We start from the raw sequence: 21,185 nt of genomic DNA on the forward strand, positions 1-21,185 counted from the left end.
GTCATTCTCGCTTACCTTAGTATAGTATATGCCTTGTGAAAAGACCGTCAAACTCCTCGCCCGCCTCTTCGTGCCCGTCCGTTCCGTAAACAGCGCGAAAACCGCGAAAGTCTATGACCTTCGCGGCTTCTCAGAATTCCTCTATTCCAGCTTCTTCTTCCACGCTTTCTCTCGTTCGCCGATCAGCGGGAATTCGCCGATGCGCAGGCGCGCGCTGCCGTACGGCACGAGCGTCAGCTCCTTAATCTCCTGCCCCTTGACGTTCGGGTAGAGCGGCGGCGTGCCGGCGCTGTTGCCTTCCATCTTCCAGCCGCGCACGAACTGGCCGGATGCCCGGAGCTTCACCGGCGCATGCTCCGCTTCGAACGGCTGGTAGGGCACGTCGGACTCGCTGACTTCGTACTCGCTGTCCGCCAGCAGGCCGTATTGCCACTGGGAGCCGGGAAGGATTTCCCAGTCGTGGAACTTCTCCCGCTTCTGCAGCAGCTGCCAATTCTCTTGAACGGGCAGCGCGTACACGAGCGGGCCCCGCTCGACGCTCACCGCGTATAGATTGCGCGTGGTCGTCTTCACTTTCATCGGCAGCGTCAACGACAGTCGGTCGCCATTGCTCCACTCGCGCTCGACTCGGGCATAACCGTTAATCACATGAAGTGTTAACGCCGTGCCGTTAATCGTCAACGCAGGCGACTCGCACCAGGCCGGAATGCGCAGCGAGATGGCGAACGCCTCGCTCGCGCGGTCGAGCTCCACTTCGATGGCCACCGTCTCGCGGAATGGATATCCGCCGCTTACCCGGATCGTTGCCGATGCGCCGCTGCCGACCTCGGCCGTCACCGTGCTCGGCGCGTAAGAGACGGCCGCCAGGCCGCCGCTGCCTTCGCCCATCCAGAGATGGGACGCGAATTTCGGCCAGCCCTGATGCATGTTGGCCGTGCAGCAGCCGAAGTTCGGCTCCAGGCCGAACAGGTTCGCCTCTTCGTCGTTGCTCCATGTGCGCGGCGCGACATTGCAGATGACTTGATTCACCTGCTGGTCGTATTGATGCGAGGTCCAGTCCTTCGAGATCGTGGCCGGCAGCGCGTTGAACGCCACCTTTTCCAATATATCTCCGAACCGCCCTTCGCCGAATATCCGGGTCAAATGCTCCATCGAGAACATGTACTCAACGACGGCACATAGCTCTACGCCCTGACTCGGGCTCGTGCCGGACAGCCATTCGTCCCCGGAGAACATCCCGTGCGCCTGTCCGTGATACGTCATCAGGCTGTCGATTCCGCGATGGACCGCGTCGCGTTCGACTTCCGCCCCGCTCAGCTCGTAGCGAATGCCCGGCGTCTTGATCCCCATCGCCACGTTGACGACATGCGTCGTCCAGTCCCATTCCTCGACCTTGCGCCAATACGGAAAATCATGGAACACGTCCGTCCAGTCCGTCGTCTGCTCGGCCGCGATCTTCGCTAGCTCCAGCAGCGACTCATCGCCCGTCTTGCGGTACAGCCATTGGATGGAGAGCACGAGATCCGCGCCGCGCGCCTTGGCCCAGCCCCGCATCGGATATTGCTCGATAGCCCCGCGCAGGAAGCCGAAGAACTTCAGCATGAACGGAACGACCCGCGGATCGCCCGTCGCTTCCTCGTACTGGGTGAACACTTTCAGCATGATCGTGTAGTGCCACCAGTCCTGCTGTTTGTCCAAGTCGTTATTGACGGTTTGAATCGGACCCCGCGGACCGAAATTCCCGTCCGCCCGCTGGCTGTTCAGCGACCATTCGATCCAGCGCTGCGCCTTGGCGATCAGCTTCTCGTCGTCCAGCACGTAGGCGAGCGGCAGCAAGCCGTCCAGATAATACGGCCCGCGCTCCCAGCTCTCGCCTTTGCCTCCGATCCAGCCGTTGTCCGGACCGACGTCGCCCCAATGCTCTTCCAAATGTCCCGTGAACCCGTCCGCTTGAATGCGCAGCTGATCGCGCAGCCAGCCCGCCGGCTTGACCGCTCCGAGCGGAAGCTCCCGGAACGCTGCCTGCGCCTGCTTCTTCGTCGTCTCCATATTAGTGGTCGTCTCCCTTGCGTTCAATTGGCATGACATGTCCCGAATATACCATGGGGAGCGGATGGCAACCGATAGCCGATGACAACGTGTTAGTGACGAATCACAACATTAATATTGCATGCGTCTTCTAGCCATGATGCTAACAACTCCTTATACTTGAAGGACTAACCGGACAAACCGTCGAAAGGGGTTTCCGCAAAATGTTCCGATTCACCTCCCCGCCCATGCCGCATTACATTACATCCGGCAAGGATGTCTATCCTGCGGGCGACAGGCATGCCGACCGTTCCGGCATCGGGGTGTTCGACCTGCTCGTGACGACGCGCGGCTGCCTGTTTCTCGAGGAAGACGGGCTCGAGCTGACCGTTCCCGCCGGCCATTTCGCGATCTTGAGGCCGGACCGCTCCCATCGGTCGTCGAAGCCTTGCGACGAAGAGACGCATTTCTATTGGCTGCATTTCCAAACGCTCGGCAGCTGGAGCGAGGTCACGGAACGGGAGCCCTATGCAGCCCCCGCACGAACGATACCGTATTTGCAAATCGAGACGTTCGTCTTCCATGTGCCGCGATCCGGCGAGCTGCCCGCGAGGGAGACGATGTACGAATGGCTGGAGGAGCTGCAGGGGTTGAAGGCTGCCGCGGATGCCGGCGCCCGCTTCAAGCAGCAAGGGGTGTTTCAGCAGCTGTTGTTCCGGCTGCAGGAGGAAGGCCGCGCAGCCAAGGATGCCCAACTGGCGCTTGCCGATGAAGCCGCCGCGTTCCTGCGCCGCAGCTACCGCGAGCAGGTGAGCTACAAGGAACTGTCGGAGCAGCTGCATTTTCACGCCAACTACATCGCGCTCTGCATGAAGAAGGCGTTCGGCTGCACGCCGCTCGACTACTTGACCCGCTACCGGATCGAACAGGCCAAGCAGCTGCTGATCCATACGGGAGAGCCGATCGGATCGATCGCCGAAGCGACGGGGTTCGTGACGTTCTCGTATTTCGTGCGGTGCTTCAGCAAGCATACGGGGACGAGGCCGAAGGCGTTCCGGCAGCGGTTCCGGACGTAATCGAACGTCGCTCGCGCTCCATTATTCGTGTCAAATGGGCCATGCGACGAGGAATCGGGCCGCATCATCCCGAACCTATGAGCAAAAGGAGAAATGACGATGACGAACGATCCTCACGTACAGGAGCTGCTCACGCTCAAAATCATCGCCGAGACGCTGAACCAATCGAACGATCTGACGCTCATGCTGGGAACGGTGCTGGAGAAGCTGCTGGAGCTGACCGGGCTGCAGGCCGGATGGATCTTCTTGACGGACGGGCGAATGAACTACGAACGCGTCGCCGACCGGGGCCTGCCGCCGGGATTGCTGCACGACAATAAAGCGCCGATGTGCAACGGAACCTGCTGGTGCCTCGACCGCTACTGGGACAACCGATTGAATAATGCCGTTAATATTCTGAACTGCAAACGTTTGGAGGACGCGGTATCCTGCGGCTGGGGCGACACGCAGGGCATTACCCACCATGCCACCGTCCCTCTTCGTTCCGGCGACCGCAAATTCGGGGTGCTGAATGTCGCTTCGCCCTTCAAAACGCATTTCTCGAACGAAGAGCTCGCGCTGCTGCAAGCCGTCGCGTTCCAAATCGGCAGCGCCGTCGACCGCATGCGGCTGTATGCCGCCGAGCAGCGCCGAGCCGAACTGTTCGCCCGGCTCGGCGACTACAGCCGGTCGCTCGGCATGGCCGTCAGCGCGGGAACGGAGCCGGGGCGGCTGACGGAGCTCGCGCTTCGCCTGATCGGCGAGCATTTCGAATGGCCGTTCGCGGCCTTGCTGGAGACGACCGGAGGCGAGCTGGTCCTTCAGGCCGTCCATGCGCAAGGACGCACGACGCTGCCGAATGCGCGTCTTCCTCTGCCGGCGGCGAATTGGCTTCGCGAGGCCGCCCGCGCTCGGCGGCCTGCCGTCGCGACGTCCGAGCAAGCATCGGAGCTGGCCGGCCGCCGCGAGCTGCGCGGCTTGTCGCCCAAGCTGTCGATCGCGCAGGCGGTGCCGATTCCACTCGCCGGACTCATGCCGGGCAGCATGCTCGTCGTCGGTAGTGCTGCGGCAGGACGAGCGGAGCAGCCCGTCGACAACGAGGTGCTGGAGGCGCTCGCCGAGCATATCGCGATGGCGTTCGAGAGCGCCAGGCTGGAGGAGCATCGGCGGGAGCTCGCGCGCCTTGCCGAGCGCAACCGGCTTGCCCGCGATTTGCATGACTCCGTCTGCCAAATGCTGTTCTCGCTTTCGATGACGGCCAAGGGCGTGGAGAGCCTGCTCAAAGGGAGCAAGCCCGAGGCGGCGCTGCAGTCGGTCGGAGACATGCAGTCGCTCTCCCAGACGGCGCTCAAGGAAATGCGCGCGCTTATCATGCAGCTCCGGCCAGCCGGACTGGAAGCAGGCTTGGTCACGGCGCTTCAGGCTTACGGCGAAAAGCTGAAGCTGCGGGTGCATACCGAGGTGACGGACGTATGCGAGCTGCCACGCCAGATCGAGGAAGCGCTGTGGCGAATCGGGCAGGAGGCGCTAAACAATGTAAGCAAGCATGCCGGAACCGCGGATGCGACGGTTTCGTTGCGCGTGGAAGCGCGGCAGGCGGTTCTGCGGATCGCCGACCAAGGACGGGGCATCGCGAAGAAGAAACGGCCCGCGGAGGGAGTTCCCTCCTACGGAATGGCGACGATGCGCGAGCGGGCGGAAGCGCTCGGCGGCCGTTTTACGCTGACAAGCGCCTATCGGGGCGGTACGGCAATCGAGGTCGCGATCCCGTTTCCGGCAAACGAGTAATCGAGTAATTTAGAGGAGGTGATCGTCCATGGCGATCAAATTGCTGCTGGCCGACGACCATGCGATGGTCCGCAAAGGGCTGCAGGTGTTTCTGGCGACCCAGCCCGATATCGAGCTGGTCGGGGAAGCCGCGAACGGACTGGAAACGATCGAACGTACCGAAGCGCTGCGGCCGGACGTCGTTCTGATGGATTTGAACATGCCCTTGCTGAACGGCATCGAGACGACGAAGCGGCTCAAGCTGGCCTATCCCGAGGTCAAGGTCATCGTCCTGACGTCGTTTTCCGATCAAGACCATGTGCTGCCGGCCATTCGTGCGGGAGCGAGAGGTTATTTGCTTAAGGATATCGGCCCGGAGGAGCTCGTGATGGCGATCAAACGGGTGCATGACGGCAAAGTCGAGCTGCATTCGGAGGCGGCCGGGCTGCTGATGAACCTGGTCGCCTCGCCGGAAGCGCCCTCCGAGTCAGGAGCGGCCGACGGCTCTCGAACAGCGGAAACGCCTTACGGACAGCTGACTCCCAAGGAGATGCAGGTGCTCCGGCTGATCGCGCGCGGACGGAGCAACAAGGAGATCGGCGAAGCGCTCTTCATCACCGAGAAAACGGTCAAAACCCACGTCAGCCATCTGCTCGACAAGCTCGGCCTGACCGATCGGACGCAGGCCGCCATCTATGCCGTCAAACAAGGATTCGGCGATTAGCCCCTTCTCTACGACTAAAGTTGTAGACACGTTCAGCCGAAAGGCTGGACGTTTTTTCGTTTTGGCCTCATCCTTTCCGCCGACGCTGCACTGCCCTCCCATGCCGTAAGATGAATACATCGCAAGCAACTCCATTTCCCGGAAGGACGGACCCATATGAAAATCGTTATGATCGCAGGAAGCAACCGCAAGTCGGCCACGAGCACGCAGCTCACGGAATATCTGGTACGCATCGCGGAGCGGAAAGGACATTCGGCCGTGTTGTTCGACTTGTACCGTAACCCGCTCCCCTTCTACTCGCCGGATGATTCGCATGACGGCCACGGCGGACTCGTCGAGCTGAAGCGCCTGCTGCGCGAAGCCGATGCCATCGTCCTCTCCTCGCCCGAATATCACGGCAGCATGAGCGGCGTGCTCAAGAACGCGCTCGACCATCTCGGACAGGAGCATTTCGGCGGCAAGCCGGTGCTGTCCGTCAGCTCCGCCGGCGGCGCGGTCGGCGTCAGCTCGCTGCAGCAGCTGCAAGCCGTCATCCGCAACCTGCACGGCATCAACTCGCCGGAATGGCTGTCGATCGGCGGCCCGCAGCGCAAATGGTTCGAATCCGCGCAGGACGCGTATGAGGTCGGACAGGAGATCGACGACCGCATCCACCGCGTGCTCGGCTCGTTCCTGGCGCTCGCCCAGCTGGTCCGCGGGCAAGGGAAGCCGGCCGCCGCGGATGCCGTTTGAGGGGCGGTGTAATCGGATGATCACTCATTTCGCCGATTTACGGCTGCAGACCGTATCCATTCAAGGCGTCAAACAGTTTTATGGGGGGATGCTCGGGCTTCAGGCAGTCGACGAATCGGAAGATGGAATCCGTTTTCGGCTGACCGAGCGCTGCACGCTGACCTTCGAGGAGGCGGGTCTGCCGCTGTCGCCGGCACATGTTGCCTTCGAGGTGCCCTACCCGGCGTTCGATGATTGCGTGCGCGTCATTCGCGAACGGGGTATCGCGTTATTGCAATGGCCTGACGGCCAAGAGGAGACGACATTCGAGCACGGGCGGAGCGTCTACTTTCGTGACGGAGACGGCAACCTGCTTGAGCTCATCGCACATTCCTACATTCGCGATGACGTCGTGCATCCATACGGCGCGCTCCGGATCCTGTACCTCCGTGAAGCCGGAATGCCGGTCGACGATGTCGTCTCGTTTCGGGAATGGCTTAAGCGCACGCTCGGCCTGCGAACAAGAGACGAGTCGGATACCTTCAATTTCGCGATCGGCGGAACGGCTCACGTCATCGCGGTATCCACGAAGCGGCGTTGGATTCCCGTCGCCATGCAGGCACTGCCGCCGAACATGCACGTCGTCTTTGGAGCGACCGACATGGCTTACGTGGAGAACGTCCGGTTGGCGCTCGCCGACCAAGGCATTCCGTATTCGATTCCAGACGACAAGAACGCAAGCGATACGTTGCATTTCAGCGCGTTCGGCTACCGCTTCACATTGGTGCTCGTCGCGCCTCACCCTGCCATGGAAAAGGAGCGTTTAACATGATTAAATCGTTGTTCGAAACGCATCTACAGGTGACGGACGTGGATGCCTCTATCGCCTTCTACCAAACGATCGGTCTCAGCTTAATCGAAAGAAACCATGACGCGTTGGCATTCCTGCGGATCGGCAGCACGCCGGGACTGCATCAGGAGCTCGGCCTGTGGAGAGTGAGAGAAGGGCAGACGCTGGAGCGGCGGCATATCGCGTTTGAGGTCGACTTCTTCGATCTGATGAAAGCGAGGAACTGGCTGCGCGAGCGCGATATCGAGACGGTCGGCGTCTTCGGCCACAGCGATGGGGTACCGATCGTGCACACCGGCGGGACGGTGGCCTCTCTGTACTTCAATGACCCGGACGGCAACGAACTGGAATTCGCCTCGCGGGTATCGGGCCAGCATCGCAAGCTGGACTTTGTACCGACGCTGAAAGAGTGGGTCGCGCTTAATATCGACCATGCCTGAAGGAATGCCGCCCAAGTGCAGTGGTGAATAACCCACCGACCGCACTTAGGCGACTAGTTTACCAATATGCTGCTCTTTAGCTGTCTACTGGTTCTCGTAAGCCAAACCTCCAGCATACTTCTCGATGTATCTCAGCAAATAGACCGCTGCCTCATCCTGATTGGCCGTTAATGTCTTAAAGGTGCCGACAGCAGACTTAAGCTCGGCAAAATCAACGTCGAATTGCTTTTGCGCCGCGCTCACTTGATCGGCATCCTCATACTCAGTTAAGTTTTTGACACCATCGGCTTGTATTTGCCTTAAGTCCACGTCCAGCATCCGAGCCAACTCCTTATAGGCGCGCGCGTCAATCTTCGAACCTTTCAATTCCATATCGACGAAGGCATGCATACGATACCCGTACAATCCGAGTGTCCGAGCGCCGATATGGGACGACAGCGTGCCTCCTCCCCGGATGTAGTCGATTTCGGAGAAACCCATGACGATAGACTGAATGGCCCCGTTTAAGGCGTCAACTTGCCTTCCCAGTCCAGCGTTCCCCGAGAGGCTCCGCTGCTTCGCTTCGGCCTGGAAGCACTCCCCCAGCGCGAGATACATGTCGTCCTGTCCGTGCTCCGAGCCGTCGAAGCCCCGCTTGGTATATTCGTCGTCATAGATGCTGACGGCCTCATCCTCCGTGATTTCGGCATCTAGCACTTTGGTGCATAGCGATTGGTCAACCTGATCTTTGACGACCTTCTCATTACTATAAAAGTCTTCGTCGGTCCCCCTGCTCGACGGAACGTCATTCACCGGTTCCCCTTCATGGGAGGCGCTCTCGGTCCGCGCTTTATAAAAGGCTGTCACATCGCCGATCTTCCGGATCGTGCTGGACGCGTTCAAGCGTCTGTCTTGGTCAGCGTCGGATTGAAAACTTCGGTCATGCTGCCAATATACCATCGCAACCGTCTCGGAGTTCTTCCCCGCTTCCTGTCCCGGCAAACTGTAGGTTGCTAGCACGATAACTTCCTTCTTGCCGTCCCCGTCCATATCTTTGAACGAAACAGCTTCGACGGTTGCGAAGCTGCGGCCGTCGGCTATTGCCGGCTGCGGAAAGTTGTAGAGCAACGTATGTTTGGCATCTTCCAGACTCAATCGCAGCTCACTTACGCCATCGATACTTGAGGTACTAGAAGAAACAAACCGTACTTTCCCCCAGGACTCCAGATTAACGTCAAAGGATTGACTTGGAATTTCCTCAGCCGTGAAGCCGTTATTCTTTGTCTCGGGACTTGCGTCGCTATCCGCTCCGTTCTGCGCGGTGCTTTGCGATAAAGCCGGTTTAGAGGCATTTGCTGAAGAGGCAGCTGCCGTCTGGGCCGGAACCGTGCTTTTCGTTGCCGTTGCGGCGGGACTGGATCCATTGTCGCATCCCGCTAGTAGAACCATACCTACGCAAATGACGATAACCAACCTGTTCAAACCGTGCCTACTCTCTCAAGCCCGCATAATCGAAGCTCGCTGTTCTTCGCATGCCGCATCGCTATTGTCAGCCTTTCACGAGACCGGTTCTCAGCCGGCTGGCCCCATTCTCCAAGTACCCCTTCAAGCAGGTCAGCATGAACACCCAGCCTTCTTTGTTGTCCAGCATTTTGCCCAGCAGCTCCGGATCGTCTTCGCGGAATCCGGATTCGGTCACCTCTAGAATCGTCGTGTTCGAATCGACCTCGCGAAAATTCATCGTCACCACATTCTCTCCCCCGCCCCAGCGATACGCGATGGTCCGGTTCGTTTCAACTTCCAGCACATGAATCTCCAATTGCGCATTGTACTCGTCATAGCGCAGGCCGATCGTCCTGCCCGCCTCCCACCGCTCGGAGCTGGAAGAGAACCAGAAGTTCCCGATCCGCTCGGGATCGACGAAAGCTTCGAATACGTCCGCTGCGGGTTTTAGAATTTTCATGCTCGTTACGTTGTTCATCCTCATCGCTCCTCATGTTCCAAATTCTTACTTCCCTCATCATAGCATGTCCGCGATTCGCTCGCGAAGACCCCGCTCCATCCCTTGATAAGGTCCAGCATCGGCAGCTTGCCGTTGTCCTTCATCAACGGTATCCGCATGCGGTGCCGCTCGCCAGATTATGGCCGTTGTAGGGTTATAATCACTACTCTCTATGGTTGTTCGCACCTCCCGGCCCACGCAAAATGAGGAAGAGGACAGGGATCTCCGCCTCTTAGAATTCGCAGCGGCCTCGCATGCACCACTATCGCGGGAGGTATCGATTAAATGAAGAAACGAACGAAGCATTGGAAGCAGGTGAGTCTGGCGCTCGTCTTGAGCCTGCTGCTCACGGCGGTCGGCAGCGGCGCCGCGCATGCGCAAACTGTAAGCGCTTCCAGCAAGCCCGGTAAAGCTACCCCGATCAAGAACGTCGCGCTGAACACGACCAAGCCCGCGCAGTACGGCAAGCTTGAGGTCACGTTTGATTTGGAAACGGCGTACAGCAATCCTTTCGATCCGGACATCGTGGACGCCGAAGCGGAGATCACGACGCCTTCCGGCCAGGTGGAAGTCGTGCCGGCATTCTACGCCTCCGCTTCCGCGCCGAACTGGACGGTCCGCTATTCGCCGCGCCAGCAGGGCAAGCATGAGCTCGTCCTCACGGTCAAGGATGCAAGCGGCGTGTCCCGTTCCGATAAGCTGAAGTTCGACGCCAAGAAGCCTGATGCCGGACGCGGCTTCATGGGCACGTCGGGCGACCGCTTCGTCGACAGCTACGGGAAGCAAATCACGCTCCTCGGCACGAACTACGCTTGGGGCAATCCGGCCGAAACGCTGGCAGCCATGCCGGAATACAAAGCCGCTGACATGAACTTGATCCGCGTCTGGCTGACGGCCTGGTGGTCGAACTATTCGCCGGAATACGGCCCGACCTCCACGACTCAGAACGGCATTACGATGACGTATAACGGAATCGGCAACTACAACTTGGACAATATGGCCCGCATGGATGCCTTGATGGAGACGGCCCGGGCGAACGGCCTGTACGTCATGCTGACGCTCAACAGCTTCGGCGACTTTTGGTATGACTGGGCTTACCACGCGTACAACAGCGACAACGGCGGCACTTCCCAATGGAAGGAGAACGATACGGATTTCTGGTACAATCCGGACGCGATAGCCTATCAGAAGCAGCTGCTTCGCTATGTATTCGCGCGCTGGGGCTATAGTACGTCCCTCGGGATGCTGGAGTACTGGAATGAATCCGACAACCGCGTGGATACGTCGGCCGATATTCGCGACAGCTGGCATGCCGCGCTGGACGGCTATTGGAAGAGCTGGGATTTCTACAAGCATCCGACGACGACCAGCTTCGCTTGGAAGGATCATGCCGAGCAGCATGCCACCCAAGTTTCCTGGCAAGGTCTTCGGACGCTCGATGCCGTCAACATGCATTTATATGCGGAGGATTCGCATATTACGGAGCTGTGGGAAACGAATCTGAACGGGCTGAGAGAATTCGGAAACCGTCCGATTTTCATCGGCGAGGCGGGCAAGACCGGCAACGACGTAAGCACCGACGCGCAGCTGCCGAATTACGTCCATGACGGCGTATGGGCGCCGCTCTTCCGTTCGGGCGCCGCCGGGTCGAACGTGTGGTGGACGTTCGAGAACGGCTTCGACATGCCGCAGCCGTATAAGAAGCAGTACCAGAACCTGGCCCGCTTCATTCAGCCGGAGGAAGAATACTTGGTCAATATGCCGTTCGTGGACTACGGCACCCAAGGCAACGGCACGAAAGCCGGCGCGTTCCAAAACAGCTCGCGGACACTCCTATGGATCAACGATCCGCAGGCAACGTACGACGCCGGCAGCGGCAGAACCGTCACTGGCATGCAGCTGACCGTGCCGAATTTGACGCCAGGCAAGTACGCGGTCGAGTTTTACGATACGTACGCGGGAACGACGATCGCCAAGCAGACCGTCACCGCGAACGCGCAGGGCTTGAAGCTGAGCGTGCCTGCCTTCCAGCGGGACATCGCGATCAAGGCGGTGCTGCAGGGCAAGCCGGACAAGGATAAGAAGGATCCTTCCGCGCCGTCGCAGCTCGCTTCTCCTTTCCAAACCGAGAACATCATCGACCTCACCTGGAGCGCAGCCTCCGATAATACTTCCGTTACGGGATACGATATTTATCGCGGCAACGATCTCGTCGGCTCGGTCAGCGGACTGGTGCATGCGTTCCGGGACACTGCGCTCAAGGCAGGCACCGAGTACAAGTATGCGGTACGGGCCAAGGACGATGCGGGCAACCAATCGGAACAAGCCAAACTTTCCGTAAGCACGAAAACAGCGGATTCCGTCGCCCCTACTGCTCCGGCTAACCTGACGAATACGCTGAACGGGATCAATACCGTCGATCTCTCCTGGTCAGCTTCGACGGATGGGGTCGGCGTGACCCGCTATCTAATCTACCGGGGAACGACGCTGGTCGGCATGACGACAGGGACGGCATTCCAGGACAAGGATCTGCGCCCGGGCCAAAGCTATTCGTATACGGTGAAAGCCGAAGATGCGGCGCTCAATCTGTCTCCTGCCAGCAATTCGGTCGCGGCGACGACCGAAAGTCCGAACATGACCGACAACCTGCTGAGCAACCCGGGCTTCGAGACGCTGGCGGACGGCAAGCCGGCGAACTGGACCTGCGAGCAGGCGCAGTACTGCGCGGGGGATACCAACGAGAAGAAAACCGGCGATGCTTCCTTGCGGATCAGCGGGGATACCGGGGCTTGGTTCGGAGTCGCTTCCGCTTCCGCCCCGGCTATCGCAGGCAATACGTACATGCTGGACAGCTACGCGAATATCTCCGTGAACAACGGCACGACGGTCAAGGTCAGGCTGCAATTCCTGAACGCCGTCGACAGCATCTTGGACGATAAGACCGTCAAGGTCTACAACGGCACGACCAAAGGCTACGACAACATCTACGGCGCCCTCGAAGCACCGGCGAATACGGCCAAGGTACGCGTCTACGTCTATATCGAAGGGTTGAACGCGGTCATCCATCTCGATGACTTCTCCGTAAAAGGCTATGGTCCCGGCATCCAGCAGCCGGAGGAGCCGCAGGGCAACCTGCTGCTTAACCCTGGCTTCGACGATCATAACGATGCTTGGAAAACGGCCATCTGGTCCTGCGAGAAAGAATGGCTCTGCCAATGGACGGACCAAGCGAAGCGCTCCGGCACCGCCGCGATGCGCATTCTTACAACCGATGCACAGTGGTTCTCCGTCTATCAGGATGCGCTAGCCGCGCCGGGCAAATCCTATACGCTGGATGGTTACGTGCAAGTGAACAAGACCGGCAGCGACGGCAAGCTGCAGGCGAAGCTGGTCTTCTACGACGCCGGCGGCGCGCAGCTGTCGGAAGAGTGGCTGAAGGACTTCGACGCGACCACGTCCGGCTTCGAGAACGTTCACGGCTCGAAAACCGCTCCCGCCGGGACGGCGAAGGTTCGGGTGCTCTTATATGTAAATGGAATCGTCGGCGATATCTATCTGGATGACTTCTCCTTGAGTGCCGACCAATAATGCACAGGCGCCGCCCGTATGACGGGCGGCGCTTTATTTGTGCCGGCTGGCCTCAATGAGCGATGATAGAATAACTCTTATAGAGGGGATAGAATCCCTTTTCACAGAAATGGAGGAAGAAGTCTGAACCCCGAGAAAAGCAACCTTATTTCACGCGTGCTATCCATTGCTGAGGAAACGGGCTTAAGCGGGGTTACACCTGTGGTGCTTAGAGATAGCGGCAACCTGATTATTCACCTGGCTCCCTACTCCGTCGTAGCCCGAATAGCCACGGTCTTGTCGCAGCAGGATGCAGGACACGCCCACCGCAACCTTGAACGGGAGCTGCGCGCAGCACGCCACCTGCAATCCAAAGGCGTCCCCGTGTCATTGCCTTCGGATCATGCGGATGCTGGGCCATATAATGTCGATGGAACATGGATGACGTTTTGGAGGTACATACCCAAGGCGCAATTGCCTCCGCTTGAACCAGCCGAAGCCGTTGCACTGGTAAATGGACTTTCGTCGGCAATGAAAGACTTCTCTGATGCTGACGCGCTTCCTGTGCTTGGCGTTTGGGAACGCACCTCTCAGTCGGCCGTTCGATTGAGAACGCAATCCGATCCGCGCATCCAAGCGTTGTTAGGCGTGTTCTATAAGGTGGATGACCAGATGCGGGCTCGGTCGCACTCGCTGATACCGTGTCATGGGGATGCCCATAAGGGCAACTTGATGCCCAGCCCTGAAGGTTGGCTCTGGTCGGACTTCGAGGATGTATCGTTAATGCCCGCCTACTGGGACTTGGCATCATTCATTTGCAATTCGGCCTTATTCAGTGGCATTCGGGAATCGACTTTTCGTGCTGTTTGGGGGCAGCTCGACAATCATGCGGATGGGAAAGCTTTTGGGTTGGCGATGATCGCGCGCGTGCTCATGTCCACCTTAGGAAATTTGGATTTCGCCCTGGCGGGTCACGGAGATCTGGGATTCGCGAACAGGCAGCTGGAGCTTGCGGGAGATTTCATCGGTCAGCTGGAGCTGCTCGTTGAACGCGGCGTTCAAGACTGATTGGGAACGAGCTTCCCCTCCGGCCCTACGACGATACGCTAGGGCACCGTATATGACGAAAGGGGTATCCCCGAGCCAGATGGCTCCCTGGGACACCCCTTATTTATTTTTGACATCGATGATTGCGATGAACCTATTGCTCCTCAGGCAAACGCGGGTAATGGAGCTCACCGCCGTTCGCATCGTTCCGGCCGATTACCCGTGCACCGGCTCCTTGCCCAAGTCGTTAAGAATATTATCCTCCAGCACGGCGGCTTTATCCCCGTATTCCTTAATGATATGCCGCTCGCCCCAATCGCACAGCATATTCAGCACGACCTCCAGGCTTCGGCCATACTCGCTCAGTTCATACTCGACCTTCGGCGGCACCTGATTGTAGACATTCCGATTCACGATGCCGTCCTCCTCGAGCTCGCGAAGCTGCTGAATCAGCATCTTCTGGGTAATGCTAGGCATGAGCCGCTTCAGGTCGCTCGTCCTCCGCTTCCCGTGGGTCAAGTGACAGAGAATGACGCATTTCCACTTGCCGCCGATGACCTCGAGCGTTGCCTCCACGGAGATGTTGTACTTCTTCCTTCCTGTGATTTCGTCCGCCATGTCCGCTCCTCCTTCGCGTGGTGCAAAAGTTACTTTTTAGTGCCTATGGCACGGAAAAGTACGTACTACTCACCTTTACCCATAGCACGTATAATAGCATTCACCGGCCGGTCACCGCAAACGAACGTACTATAGAGGAGGGAAATCATGACTGCCCACAGAAACAACAGCACCTTGGCATTACTGGCTTTGGCGATCAGCGCCTTTGCGATCGGCACGACGGAATTCATCAGCGTCGGTCTGCTTCCGCTCATCGCAGAGGATTTGCATATATCCATTACGGTTGCAGGATTGACGGTGACGCTCTATGCGCTCGGCGTAACCGTCGGCGCTCCGGTCTTAACGTCCCTGACCTCGCAGGTCCCGCGCAAAACGCTCCTGCTGTGGATCATGGTCGTGTTCATCGCAGGCAACTTGCTCGCGGCGACGGCTAGCGGCATTGCCGTCCTGCTTACCGCCCGGGTCATCTCGGCGTTCGCGCATGGGATCTTCATGTCGATCGGTTCCACGCTGGCAGCCGACCTCGTACCGGAAAATCGCCGGGCGAGCGCGATTTCCATCATGTTCTCCGGCTTGACCGTCGCTACGGTCACCGGGGTGCCGATCGGCACGTTCATCGGCCAGCAGATCGGCTGGCGGGCGGCTTTTGTCGCCATCGTCGCAATTGGCGTCGTAGCGTTCATCGCCAACTTGACGCTCATGCCGTCCGGCTTGCGCAAAGGCGCACGGATCCGTCTCGGCGACCAGGTCAAGCTCGTCACGAACGGCAGGCTGCTGCTCGTCTTCCTGATGACGGCGCTTGGTTACGGAGGTACGTTCGTCGTGTTCACTTACCTGTCCCCGCTGCTGCACGAGGTAACGGGATTCAAGGAAAGCACGGTCGCGATCATCCTGCTTATGTATGGAATCGCCATCGCGATTGGCAACCTAATCGGAGGAAAAGCGGCGAACCGCAACCCTGCGAAGGCGCTGCTCTATATGTTTGCCCTGCAGGCTATCGTCCTAGTCGTTTTATCGTTTACCGCGCCGTACCAGATTGCCGGGCTGATTACGATTTTCTTCATGGGCTTGTTCGCCTTCATGAACGTGCCCGGCCTGCAGGTCTACGTCGTGCTTTTGGCTGAGCGTTTCGCTCCGAAGGCGAAGGACGTCGCGTCCGCCGTCAATATTGCCGCATTTAATGCCGGCATCGCGCTCGGCGCCTACTTGGGCGGCGTCATCACCGACTCCATCGGCCTCATTCATACGACGTGGATCGGCGCCTTGATGGTCGGAGCAGCCGTGGCGCTGACGGCATGGGCGAAGCTGCTGGAGCGCAAGGATAACAAGAAAAGCAAGGTAATCGAGGCGGCCTAACGGGCGGATAACGCTGGCGTGTGCCTTCAGAAAGGCGTAAGCAGTAGTTAACGCGCGAACCGGGAAAGCAGAGCGTAATTCAAAGGTACACTTTTTGATGGAACGCAATTCAAAGAACATGCATCAACAATCAAAACAAACACACAAAGCACCGCAATAAGAGAGGATGGTTACACCACATGTTGAACAATCTGCAAGATACCGTAACGCTGCACAATGGCGTCCAAATGCCCGGCTTCGGCCTTGGCGTATTCAAAGTCCAAGAAGGCGAAGAACTCGTCGAAGCGGTGAAAGCTGCCATCAAGCACGGTTACCGCAGCATCGACACCGCAGCTATCTATGGCAACGAGCAAGGCGTCGGCCGCGGCATCCGCGAGGCGCTGGAGGAGAACGGCCTTCGCAGAGAGGATCTGTTCGTAACGTCGAAGGTATGGAACGCGGATCAAGGCTACGAGTCGACGATTGCGGCTTACGAAGCTTCCTTAAGCAAACTGGGGCTGGACAGCTTGGATCTGTACCTCGTCCACTGGCCGGTGAAAGGCAAATTCAAAGAAACCTGGCGTGCGCTGGAGACGCTCTACAAGGAAGGCCGCGTGAAAGCGATCGGCGTCAGCAACTTCCAAGTGCATCATATCGAAGAGCTGATGCAGGATGCGACGATTAAACCGATGGTCAACCAAGTGGAGCTCCATCCCCGCCTGACGCAGAAAGAGCTGCTGAACTTCACCAAGGCGCAGGGCATTCAGCTGGAGGCTTGGTCCCCGCTCATGCAGGGCGAGCTGCTGGACGACAAGACGCTGCAAGAGATCGGCGCCAAATACGGCAAGTCGGTCGCGCAGGTCATTCTCCGCTGGGATATTCAGAACGGCATCGTCACCATTCCGAAATCGACGAAAGAGCACCGCATCATCGAAAATGCCGCGATCTACGACTTCGAGCTGACGAGCGAAGACATGGCCCTGATCGATGCGCTGAACGAAGACCGCCGCGTCGGCCCGGATCCGGACAACTTCGATTTCTAATTGATGCGTGATCGCACGCATCGCCGACTATACAGCGAGCGCCGCCCGAATGACGGGCGGCGCTCGCTGTTTGTCGAAGAAATCTATTCTCGCGGCACTTTATGCACTTTATGCATTATATAGGCTGGTTGCCAATGTAAGCAACGATACTCGTGCTTGCGAAAATAAACCTAAACACCCTACAGCTAATTACAGTCTAACGGTTGTGAGGAAGGCTAATGACCTCAGAATGCCCCTTTTAGTTAGCCACCGGTTGCCAGGGAGCCTATTGCGAGATTTTCCCGTGCAAATCTGCTCCTCTGCGAACAATAACGTCACTCAGAACCGTTAAATCTTCACAAGCAGCATTTTTCATGGATTAGCAACGCTGGCAACCGTTACGTCTCCGTCCGAATTCACGTTGCGTGGCTCGGCACTTTTGGTGCTCGCTAGTCCAGGTAGGATGGGTAAGCATAATTGAGAATCGCGCCGTTATTGCGTACACTAGAGGAAAAGAAGGGGGCAACGAGAATGGCCGAATTGGCAAAACCGATGGAGATTGGAATCAGTACGTTTCTGGAAACGACGCCGGATCCGGAGACGGGCGCATTAATCACGCACGCCGAGCGCCTGCGCCGCGCCGTGGAAGAGATCGTGCTCGCCGATCAGGTCGGCTTGGACGTCTACGGCATCGGAGAGCATCACCGCCCCGATTATGCAGGCACCGCGCCGGCGATCGTCTTGGCTGCAGCAGCCGGCATGACGAAACGGATTCGGCTGACGAGCGCCGTCACCGTGCTTTCTTCCGATGATCCGGTGCGCGTGTACCAGCAATTCTCCACCTTGGACGGTATCTCGAACGGACGCGCCGAAATCATGGCCGGCCGGGGATCGTTCATCGAATCGTTCCCGTTGTTCGGTTACAGCCTGGAAGATTACGACGAGCTGTTCGAGGAAAACTTGGAGCTGCTGCTCGCCATCCGCGCCTCGGAGAAGGTCAGCTGGCGCGGCGGGCATCGTCCCGCCATCGACAACCTCGGCGTCTACCCGCGCTCCGTGCAAGATCCGCTGCCGGTGTGGATCGCGAGCGGCGGCAACGCGCAGTCGGCGATTCGCGCGGGCTTGCTGGGTCTGCCGATTGCTTTCGCCATCATCGGCGGCATGCCGGAGAAATTCGCCCCGCTCGTGGAGCTCTACAAGCGCGCGGCCGCCCAAGCTGGCCATGATCCGGACAAGCTGCCTATCGCCACCCATTCCCACGGGTTCGTCGGCGATTCCACCGAAGAGACAGCCGAGCTGTTCTTCAAGCCGACGCAGGCGCAAATGACCAAGATCGGCAGCGAGCGCGGCTGGGGCGAGCCTTACTCTCGCGCCACCTACGACGACGCCCGCAGCCTGCGCGGCGCGCTCTATCTCGGCGATCCGGAGACGGTCGCGGAGAAGATCGTCCTGCTGCGCAAGAACCTCGGCATCACGCGCTTCTTCCTGCACGTGAACGTCGGCACGATGCCGCACAAGGACGTGCTGCGCGCCATCGAGCTGCTCGGCACGAAGGTGAAGCCGCTGGTTCTGCAAGAGCTGGCCCGAATCGAAGGAACCGTCTAACGCGTAACGACGAAAGGGGTGTCTCTGAGCCTTAACGGCTGGAGACACCCCTTTTTTTCATGCCTTTAAAGGTTCGTGCAATTAACTATCAAATAACTCCCGTTGCAGCAACGCCGGCTGCACGGTGGTGGGCCTTTTGGGCCTTTATTTCAACCGCGAAGCACATATGCACTTCCTATGCACTTCCTATGCACTTCCTGTGCACTTCCCACGCACTTCCGCTGCACCCTCTAGCTCTCCCACCCCGCACGCCGCAGCACTTCGCTCACGAAAGCACCCTTCGCTTCCGAGTAGGCCGCGCGATTCTGACGGAACCGCTCCGCCAGCTGCCTTTTCAGCTCGCCGTATGCATGCGCGTCCTCCGGATGGCTGCGCAAGTAGTCCCGAAATAACAGATGCCTGCGATGTTCCGCATGATCCTCCGTGCATACGTAGAGGTGATGCCAGCTCAGGCCGACAGGCGGAATGAACGCTTCGCGACCGGCCACGCCCAAATCGCCTTCATGCACATAACCGAGTCCTTCAAGACGTCCGATTATGATCGTAACATCCTCCCGCGAAGCTGCGGTGACATCGATATCCACGATCGGCTTTGCCGCCAAGCCCGGAACAGACGTGCTTCCGACATGAACGATGCCAACCTCCAGATCGCTTAACGCCGGCTGCACGTAGGCTTTCAATTCCTCGAACTGCCTTGCCCAATCGGGATCGTACGCCTGCACGACAACCTCTCTGCTCATCGTATCCGATCTCGCCTCCTCAGCCGACGCTGACCCGAACGCGGACTAAACCGCCCTTACAACGTATACAAGTGATAATCGATATACTTATTCCGAGTTTCAATTCTGTCTGCCAGCTTCGTCAAGCCCGAACCGGGAGCAGCCCGAAGGTAGGATCGCAGGCACTCTTTGGTCAAATTAATCGTCCATTCGTCCTCGAGCACCTCGTCGATCGGCCTGAACCTGGCGTCCGTGACCTCGGAGAGATCCGCCTCCGCCTGCCCCGCCGTCCACGCCATTTCATAGACCAAGTGAATGCCGAGCTCGGGGCCTTCTTCCGTTTCTTTCGTCCCGGTTCGCACGCCGATCAGACGCAGCGGCTCCGCTTGAATGCCCGCCTCTTCCCGAACCTCGCGCACGGCAGCCTGTTCCGCCGACTCTCCTTCGTCAACCAGTCCGCCGGGCAGCATCCAATAATCCTTATTGGCTCCCTGCGCGATCTTCACAAGCAGCACCGAATCATCCTTTACAATCAGCCCTCCGGCCGAACATATCGTTCTCATGCGCTCGCCTCCATTCTTATTCAAGAGCATATTATGATGCTTGGCCAATATCTAATACTTGTTCGCTATAACTACATCGTTCCCGCCTATAAGTCATTATTACCTCTTCGCTCGCATCAAAAAACCGTGCAGCCCCGAATTAGGAGACGACTGCACGGTTTTGTTGTTATTGTCCTTCGCCGACTGCAGCGCGGTAAAGCACGGGAAACGCGTCCCCGTCGAACACTTCGCCGTCGCGGCCCTGCATGAAACGGGCGTTGAAATGCAGGTCGCCCTTCGGACTGTGGGCATAACGGGTATCTCCCGTCATGAGGTGGACGGCCATCGACCGGCGCGCTTCGTCGGTCGTATTGGGGCCGCTGCCGTGAATCGTCAACGCGTGGTGGAAGCTGACTTGGCCGGCCTTCATGATGACCGGCACCGTCGTGAACTTCTCGTTCTCCGGAATGTCCATGTCCGCCTGCTGCTTCTCGATATTTTGCTCGAAGAAATCGCTCATCTTCAGCAGTCCCCACTGGTGGCTCCGCGGCACCATCTGCATGCAGCCGTTGGTGAGATCCACGTCGGTAAAAGCGACCCAAGCCGTAATCAGCGTCGGTTCCTTCGCGCATTGCCAATAGGCAAAATCCTGATGCCAGCCGACATTCGCCGTCTCGCGCCCTGATCCTCTGCCTGGCTTATACAGCAATTGATCATGCCATAGCCGGATTTGATCCGCATGCATGAGCCTGCCCGCGATCTCCCCGATCGTCTTGTTCGTCGCCACGCCTTGGAGTACGGAATCGGACCAATGCGAATTGTCGGTTTTGCGCAGCGAACGCGGATTGTCCACGCCCTCCAGCCAGTTGCAGATCGGCTCGCGCCCCGTCTCGAATTCCGCGCGGTAGATCCGGTCCTGATGCTCCTTGATCGCCGCCAGCTCCTCCTCCGAGAAAATGACCGGGGACAGCCAGTAGCCGTTTTGATCGAAGAACGCCACATCCTCCTGCGTCGGCAGGCAAGCCGCATTCACTTGCTTTTGCATTGTCGTCATCCTCTCGCACCTCATGCTTTCGTATCGATTGGTCATACGCTGTTGATTATCATTTTAGAGGCTGAAGCGAGCGCTGTCTTTGCTGGATGCATGCAGGAATTTAAAGCTTTTGATCATCTG

General features: G+C 58.5%; 18 protein-coding genes. 11 read left to right on the forward strand and 7 right to left on the reverse strand.

Annotation, left to right across the window (positions count from 1 at the left end):
* Nucleotides 1–141: 141 nt before the first annotated feature.
* On the reverse strand, nt 142–2,049 hold the full coding sequence (locus AC0YNU_RS19725) for a beta-L-arabinofuranosidase domain-containing protein (RefSeq protein WP_475759744.1): 1,908 nt from the start codon (nt 2,047–2,049) through the stop codon (nt 142–144).
* Between the two features lie 203 nt (nt 2,050–2,252).
* On the opposite strand from AC0YNU_RS19725, the gene AC0YNU_RS19730 reads away from it, so the two are divergent.
* The 6 genes from AC0YNU_RS19730 to AC0YNU_RS19755 all read left to right on the forward strand — a co-directional run bounded on the left by AC0YNU_RS19730 (nt 2,253) and on the right by AC0YNU_RS19755 (nt 7,575).
* Nucleotides 2,253–3,104, forward strand: coding sequence for a helix-turn-helix domain-containing protein (locus tag AC0YNU_RS19730; RefSeq protein ID WP_475759746.1), 852 nt, complete (start codon nt 2,253–2,255; stop codon nt 3,102–3,104).
* Between the two features lie 99 nt (nt 3,105–3,203).
* Nucleotides 3,204–4,871: a GAF domain-containing sensor histidine kinase gene (locus AC0YNU_RS19735; protein WP_475759748.1), complete on the forward strand. Its 1,668-nt coding sequence runs from the start codon at nt 3,204–3,206 to the stop codon at nt 4,869–4,871.
* Between the two features lie 28 nt (nt 4,872–4,899).
* The gene (locus AC0YNU_RS19740; protein WP_475759750.1) at nt 4,900–5,574 is read left to right on the forward strand and encodes a response regulator; all 675 of its coding nucleotides are present in this window, start codon (nt 4,900–4,902) and stop codon (nt 5,572–5,574) included.
* A 156-nt stretch (nt 5,575–5,730) separates the two neighbouring features.
* Nucleotides 5,731–6,306, forward strand: a complete 576-nt coding sequence (locus AC0YNU_RS19745) for an NADPH-dependent FMN reductase (protein ID WP_475759752.1) — start codon at nt 5,731–5,733, stop codon at nt 6,304–6,306.
* Nucleotides 6,307–6,322: 16 nt separating this feature from the next.
* Nucleotides 6,323–7,117, forward strand: coding sequence for a VOC family protein (locus tag AC0YNU_RS19750; RefSeq protein WP_475759754.1), 795 nt, complete (start codon nt 6,323–6,325; stop codon nt 7,115–7,117).
* The gene (locus AC0YNU_RS19755) at nt 7,114–7,575 is read left to right on the forward strand and encodes a VOC family protein (RefSeq protein WP_475759756.1); all 462 of its coding nucleotides are present in this window, start codon (nt 7,114–7,116) and stop codon (nt 7,573–7,575) included. The genes AC0YNU_RS19750 and AC0YNU_RS19755 overlap by 4 nt, the downstream gene beginning before the upstream one ends.
* Before the next feature lie 84 nt (nt 7,576–7,659).
* On the opposite strand, the gene AC0YNU_RS19760 is transcribed toward AC0YNU_RS19755, so the two are convergent.
* Nucleotides 7,660–8,709: a hypothetical protein gene (locus AC0YNU_RS19760; protein ID WP_475759758.1), complete on the reverse strand. Its 1,050-nt coding sequence runs from the start codon at nt 8,707–8,709 to the stop codon at nt 7,660–7,662.
* Nucleotides 8,710–9,103: 394 nt separating this feature from the next.
* A complete protein-coding gene (locus AC0YNU_RS19765; RefSeq protein WP_475759759.1) occupies nt 9,104–9,535 on the reverse strand; it encodes an SRPBCC family protein in 432 nt (143 codons plus the stop codon).
* A 306-nt stretch (nt 9,536–9,841) separates the two neighbouring features.
* Here AC0YNU_RS19765 and AC0YNU_RS19770 point away from each other — a divergent pair, with 306 nt between their 5' ends.
* On the forward strand, nt 9,842–13,144 hold the full coding sequence (locus AC0YNU_RS19770; protein ID WP_475759761.1) for a DUF5060 domain-containing protein: 3,303 nt from the start codon (nt 9,842–9,844) through the stop codon (nt 13,142–13,144).
* Between the two features lie 201 nt (nt 13,145–13,345).
* Nucleotides 13,346–14,191 carry a phosphotransferase gene (locus AC0YNU_RS19775; RefSeq protein WP_475759763.1) on the forward strand — a complete coding sequence of 282 codons (846 nt, stop codon included), beginning with the start codon at nt 13,346–13,348 and terminating at the stop codon, nt 14,189–14,191.
* A gap of 195 nt (nt 14,192–14,386) precedes the next feature.
* Here the strand turns inward: AC0YNU_RS19775 and AC0YNU_RS19780 are convergent, their stop codons facing one another.
* Nucleotides 14,387–14,788 carry a winged helix-turn-helix transcriptional regulator gene (locus AC0YNU_RS19780; protein WP_475759765.1) on the reverse strand — a complete coding sequence of 134 codons (402 nt, stop codon included), beginning with the start codon at nt 14,786–14,788 and terminating at the stop codon, nt 14,387–14,389.
* 147 nt (nt 14,789–14,935) lie between these two features.
* Between AC0YNU_RS19780 and AC0YNU_RS19785 the strand changes: the two genes are divergently transcribed.
* From AC0YNU_RS19785 to AC0YNU_RS19795, 3 genes are all read left to right on the forward strand, one after another.
* A complete protein-coding gene (locus AC0YNU_RS19785) occupies nt 14,936–16,144 on the forward strand; it encodes an MFS transporter (RefSeq protein WP_475759767.1) in 1,209 nt (402 codons plus the stop codon).
* A 179-nt stretch (nt 16,145–16,323) separates the two neighbouring features.
* Complete coding sequence (locus AC0YNU_RS19790) at nt 16,324–17,166, forward strand: aldo/keto reductase (RefSeq protein WP_475759769.1); 843 nt, start codon at nt 16,324–16,326, stop codon at nt 17,164–17,166.
* A gap of 510 nt (nt 17,167–17,676) precedes the next feature.
* Entirely contained in the window at nt 17,677–18,750 is a 1,074-nt protein-coding gene (locus AC0YNU_RS19795; RefSeq protein WP_475759771.1) for an LLM class flavin-dependent oxidoreductase, read from the forward strand.
* 230 nt (nt 18,751–18,980) lie between these two features.
* Here the strand turns inward: AC0YNU_RS19795 and AC0YNU_RS19800 are convergent, their stop codons facing one another.
* The 3 genes from AC0YNU_RS19800 to AC0YNU_RS19810 all read right to left on the reverse strand — a co-directional run bounded on the left by AC0YNU_RS19800 (nt 18,981) and on the right by AC0YNU_RS19810 (nt 21,065).
* Nucleotides 18,981–19,490, reverse strand: coding sequence for a GrpB family protein (locus AC0YNU_RS19800; RefSeq protein WP_475759773.1), 510 nt, complete (start codon nt 19,488–19,490; stop codon nt 18,981–18,983).
* 56 nt (nt 19,491–19,546) lie between these two features.
* Nucleotides 19,547–20,032 (reverse strand): NUDIX domain-containing protein, encoded by a 486-nt coding sequence (locus AC0YNU_RS19805; protein WP_475759774.1) that lies wholly within the window; start codon nt 20,030–20,032, stop codon nt 19,547–19,549.
* Nucleotides 20,033–20,198: 166 nt separating this feature from the next.
* Nucleotides 20,199–21,065 (reverse strand): phytanoyl-CoA dioxygenase family protein, encoded by an 867-nt coding sequence (locus AC0YNU_RS19810; RefSeq protein ID WP_475759776.1) that lies wholly within the window; start codon nt 21,063–21,065, stop codon nt 20,199–20,201.
* Between the last annotated feature and the right edge of the window lie 120 nt (nt 21,066–21,185).

This window comes from Paenibacillus sp. J31P316 (assembly GCF_056269105.1).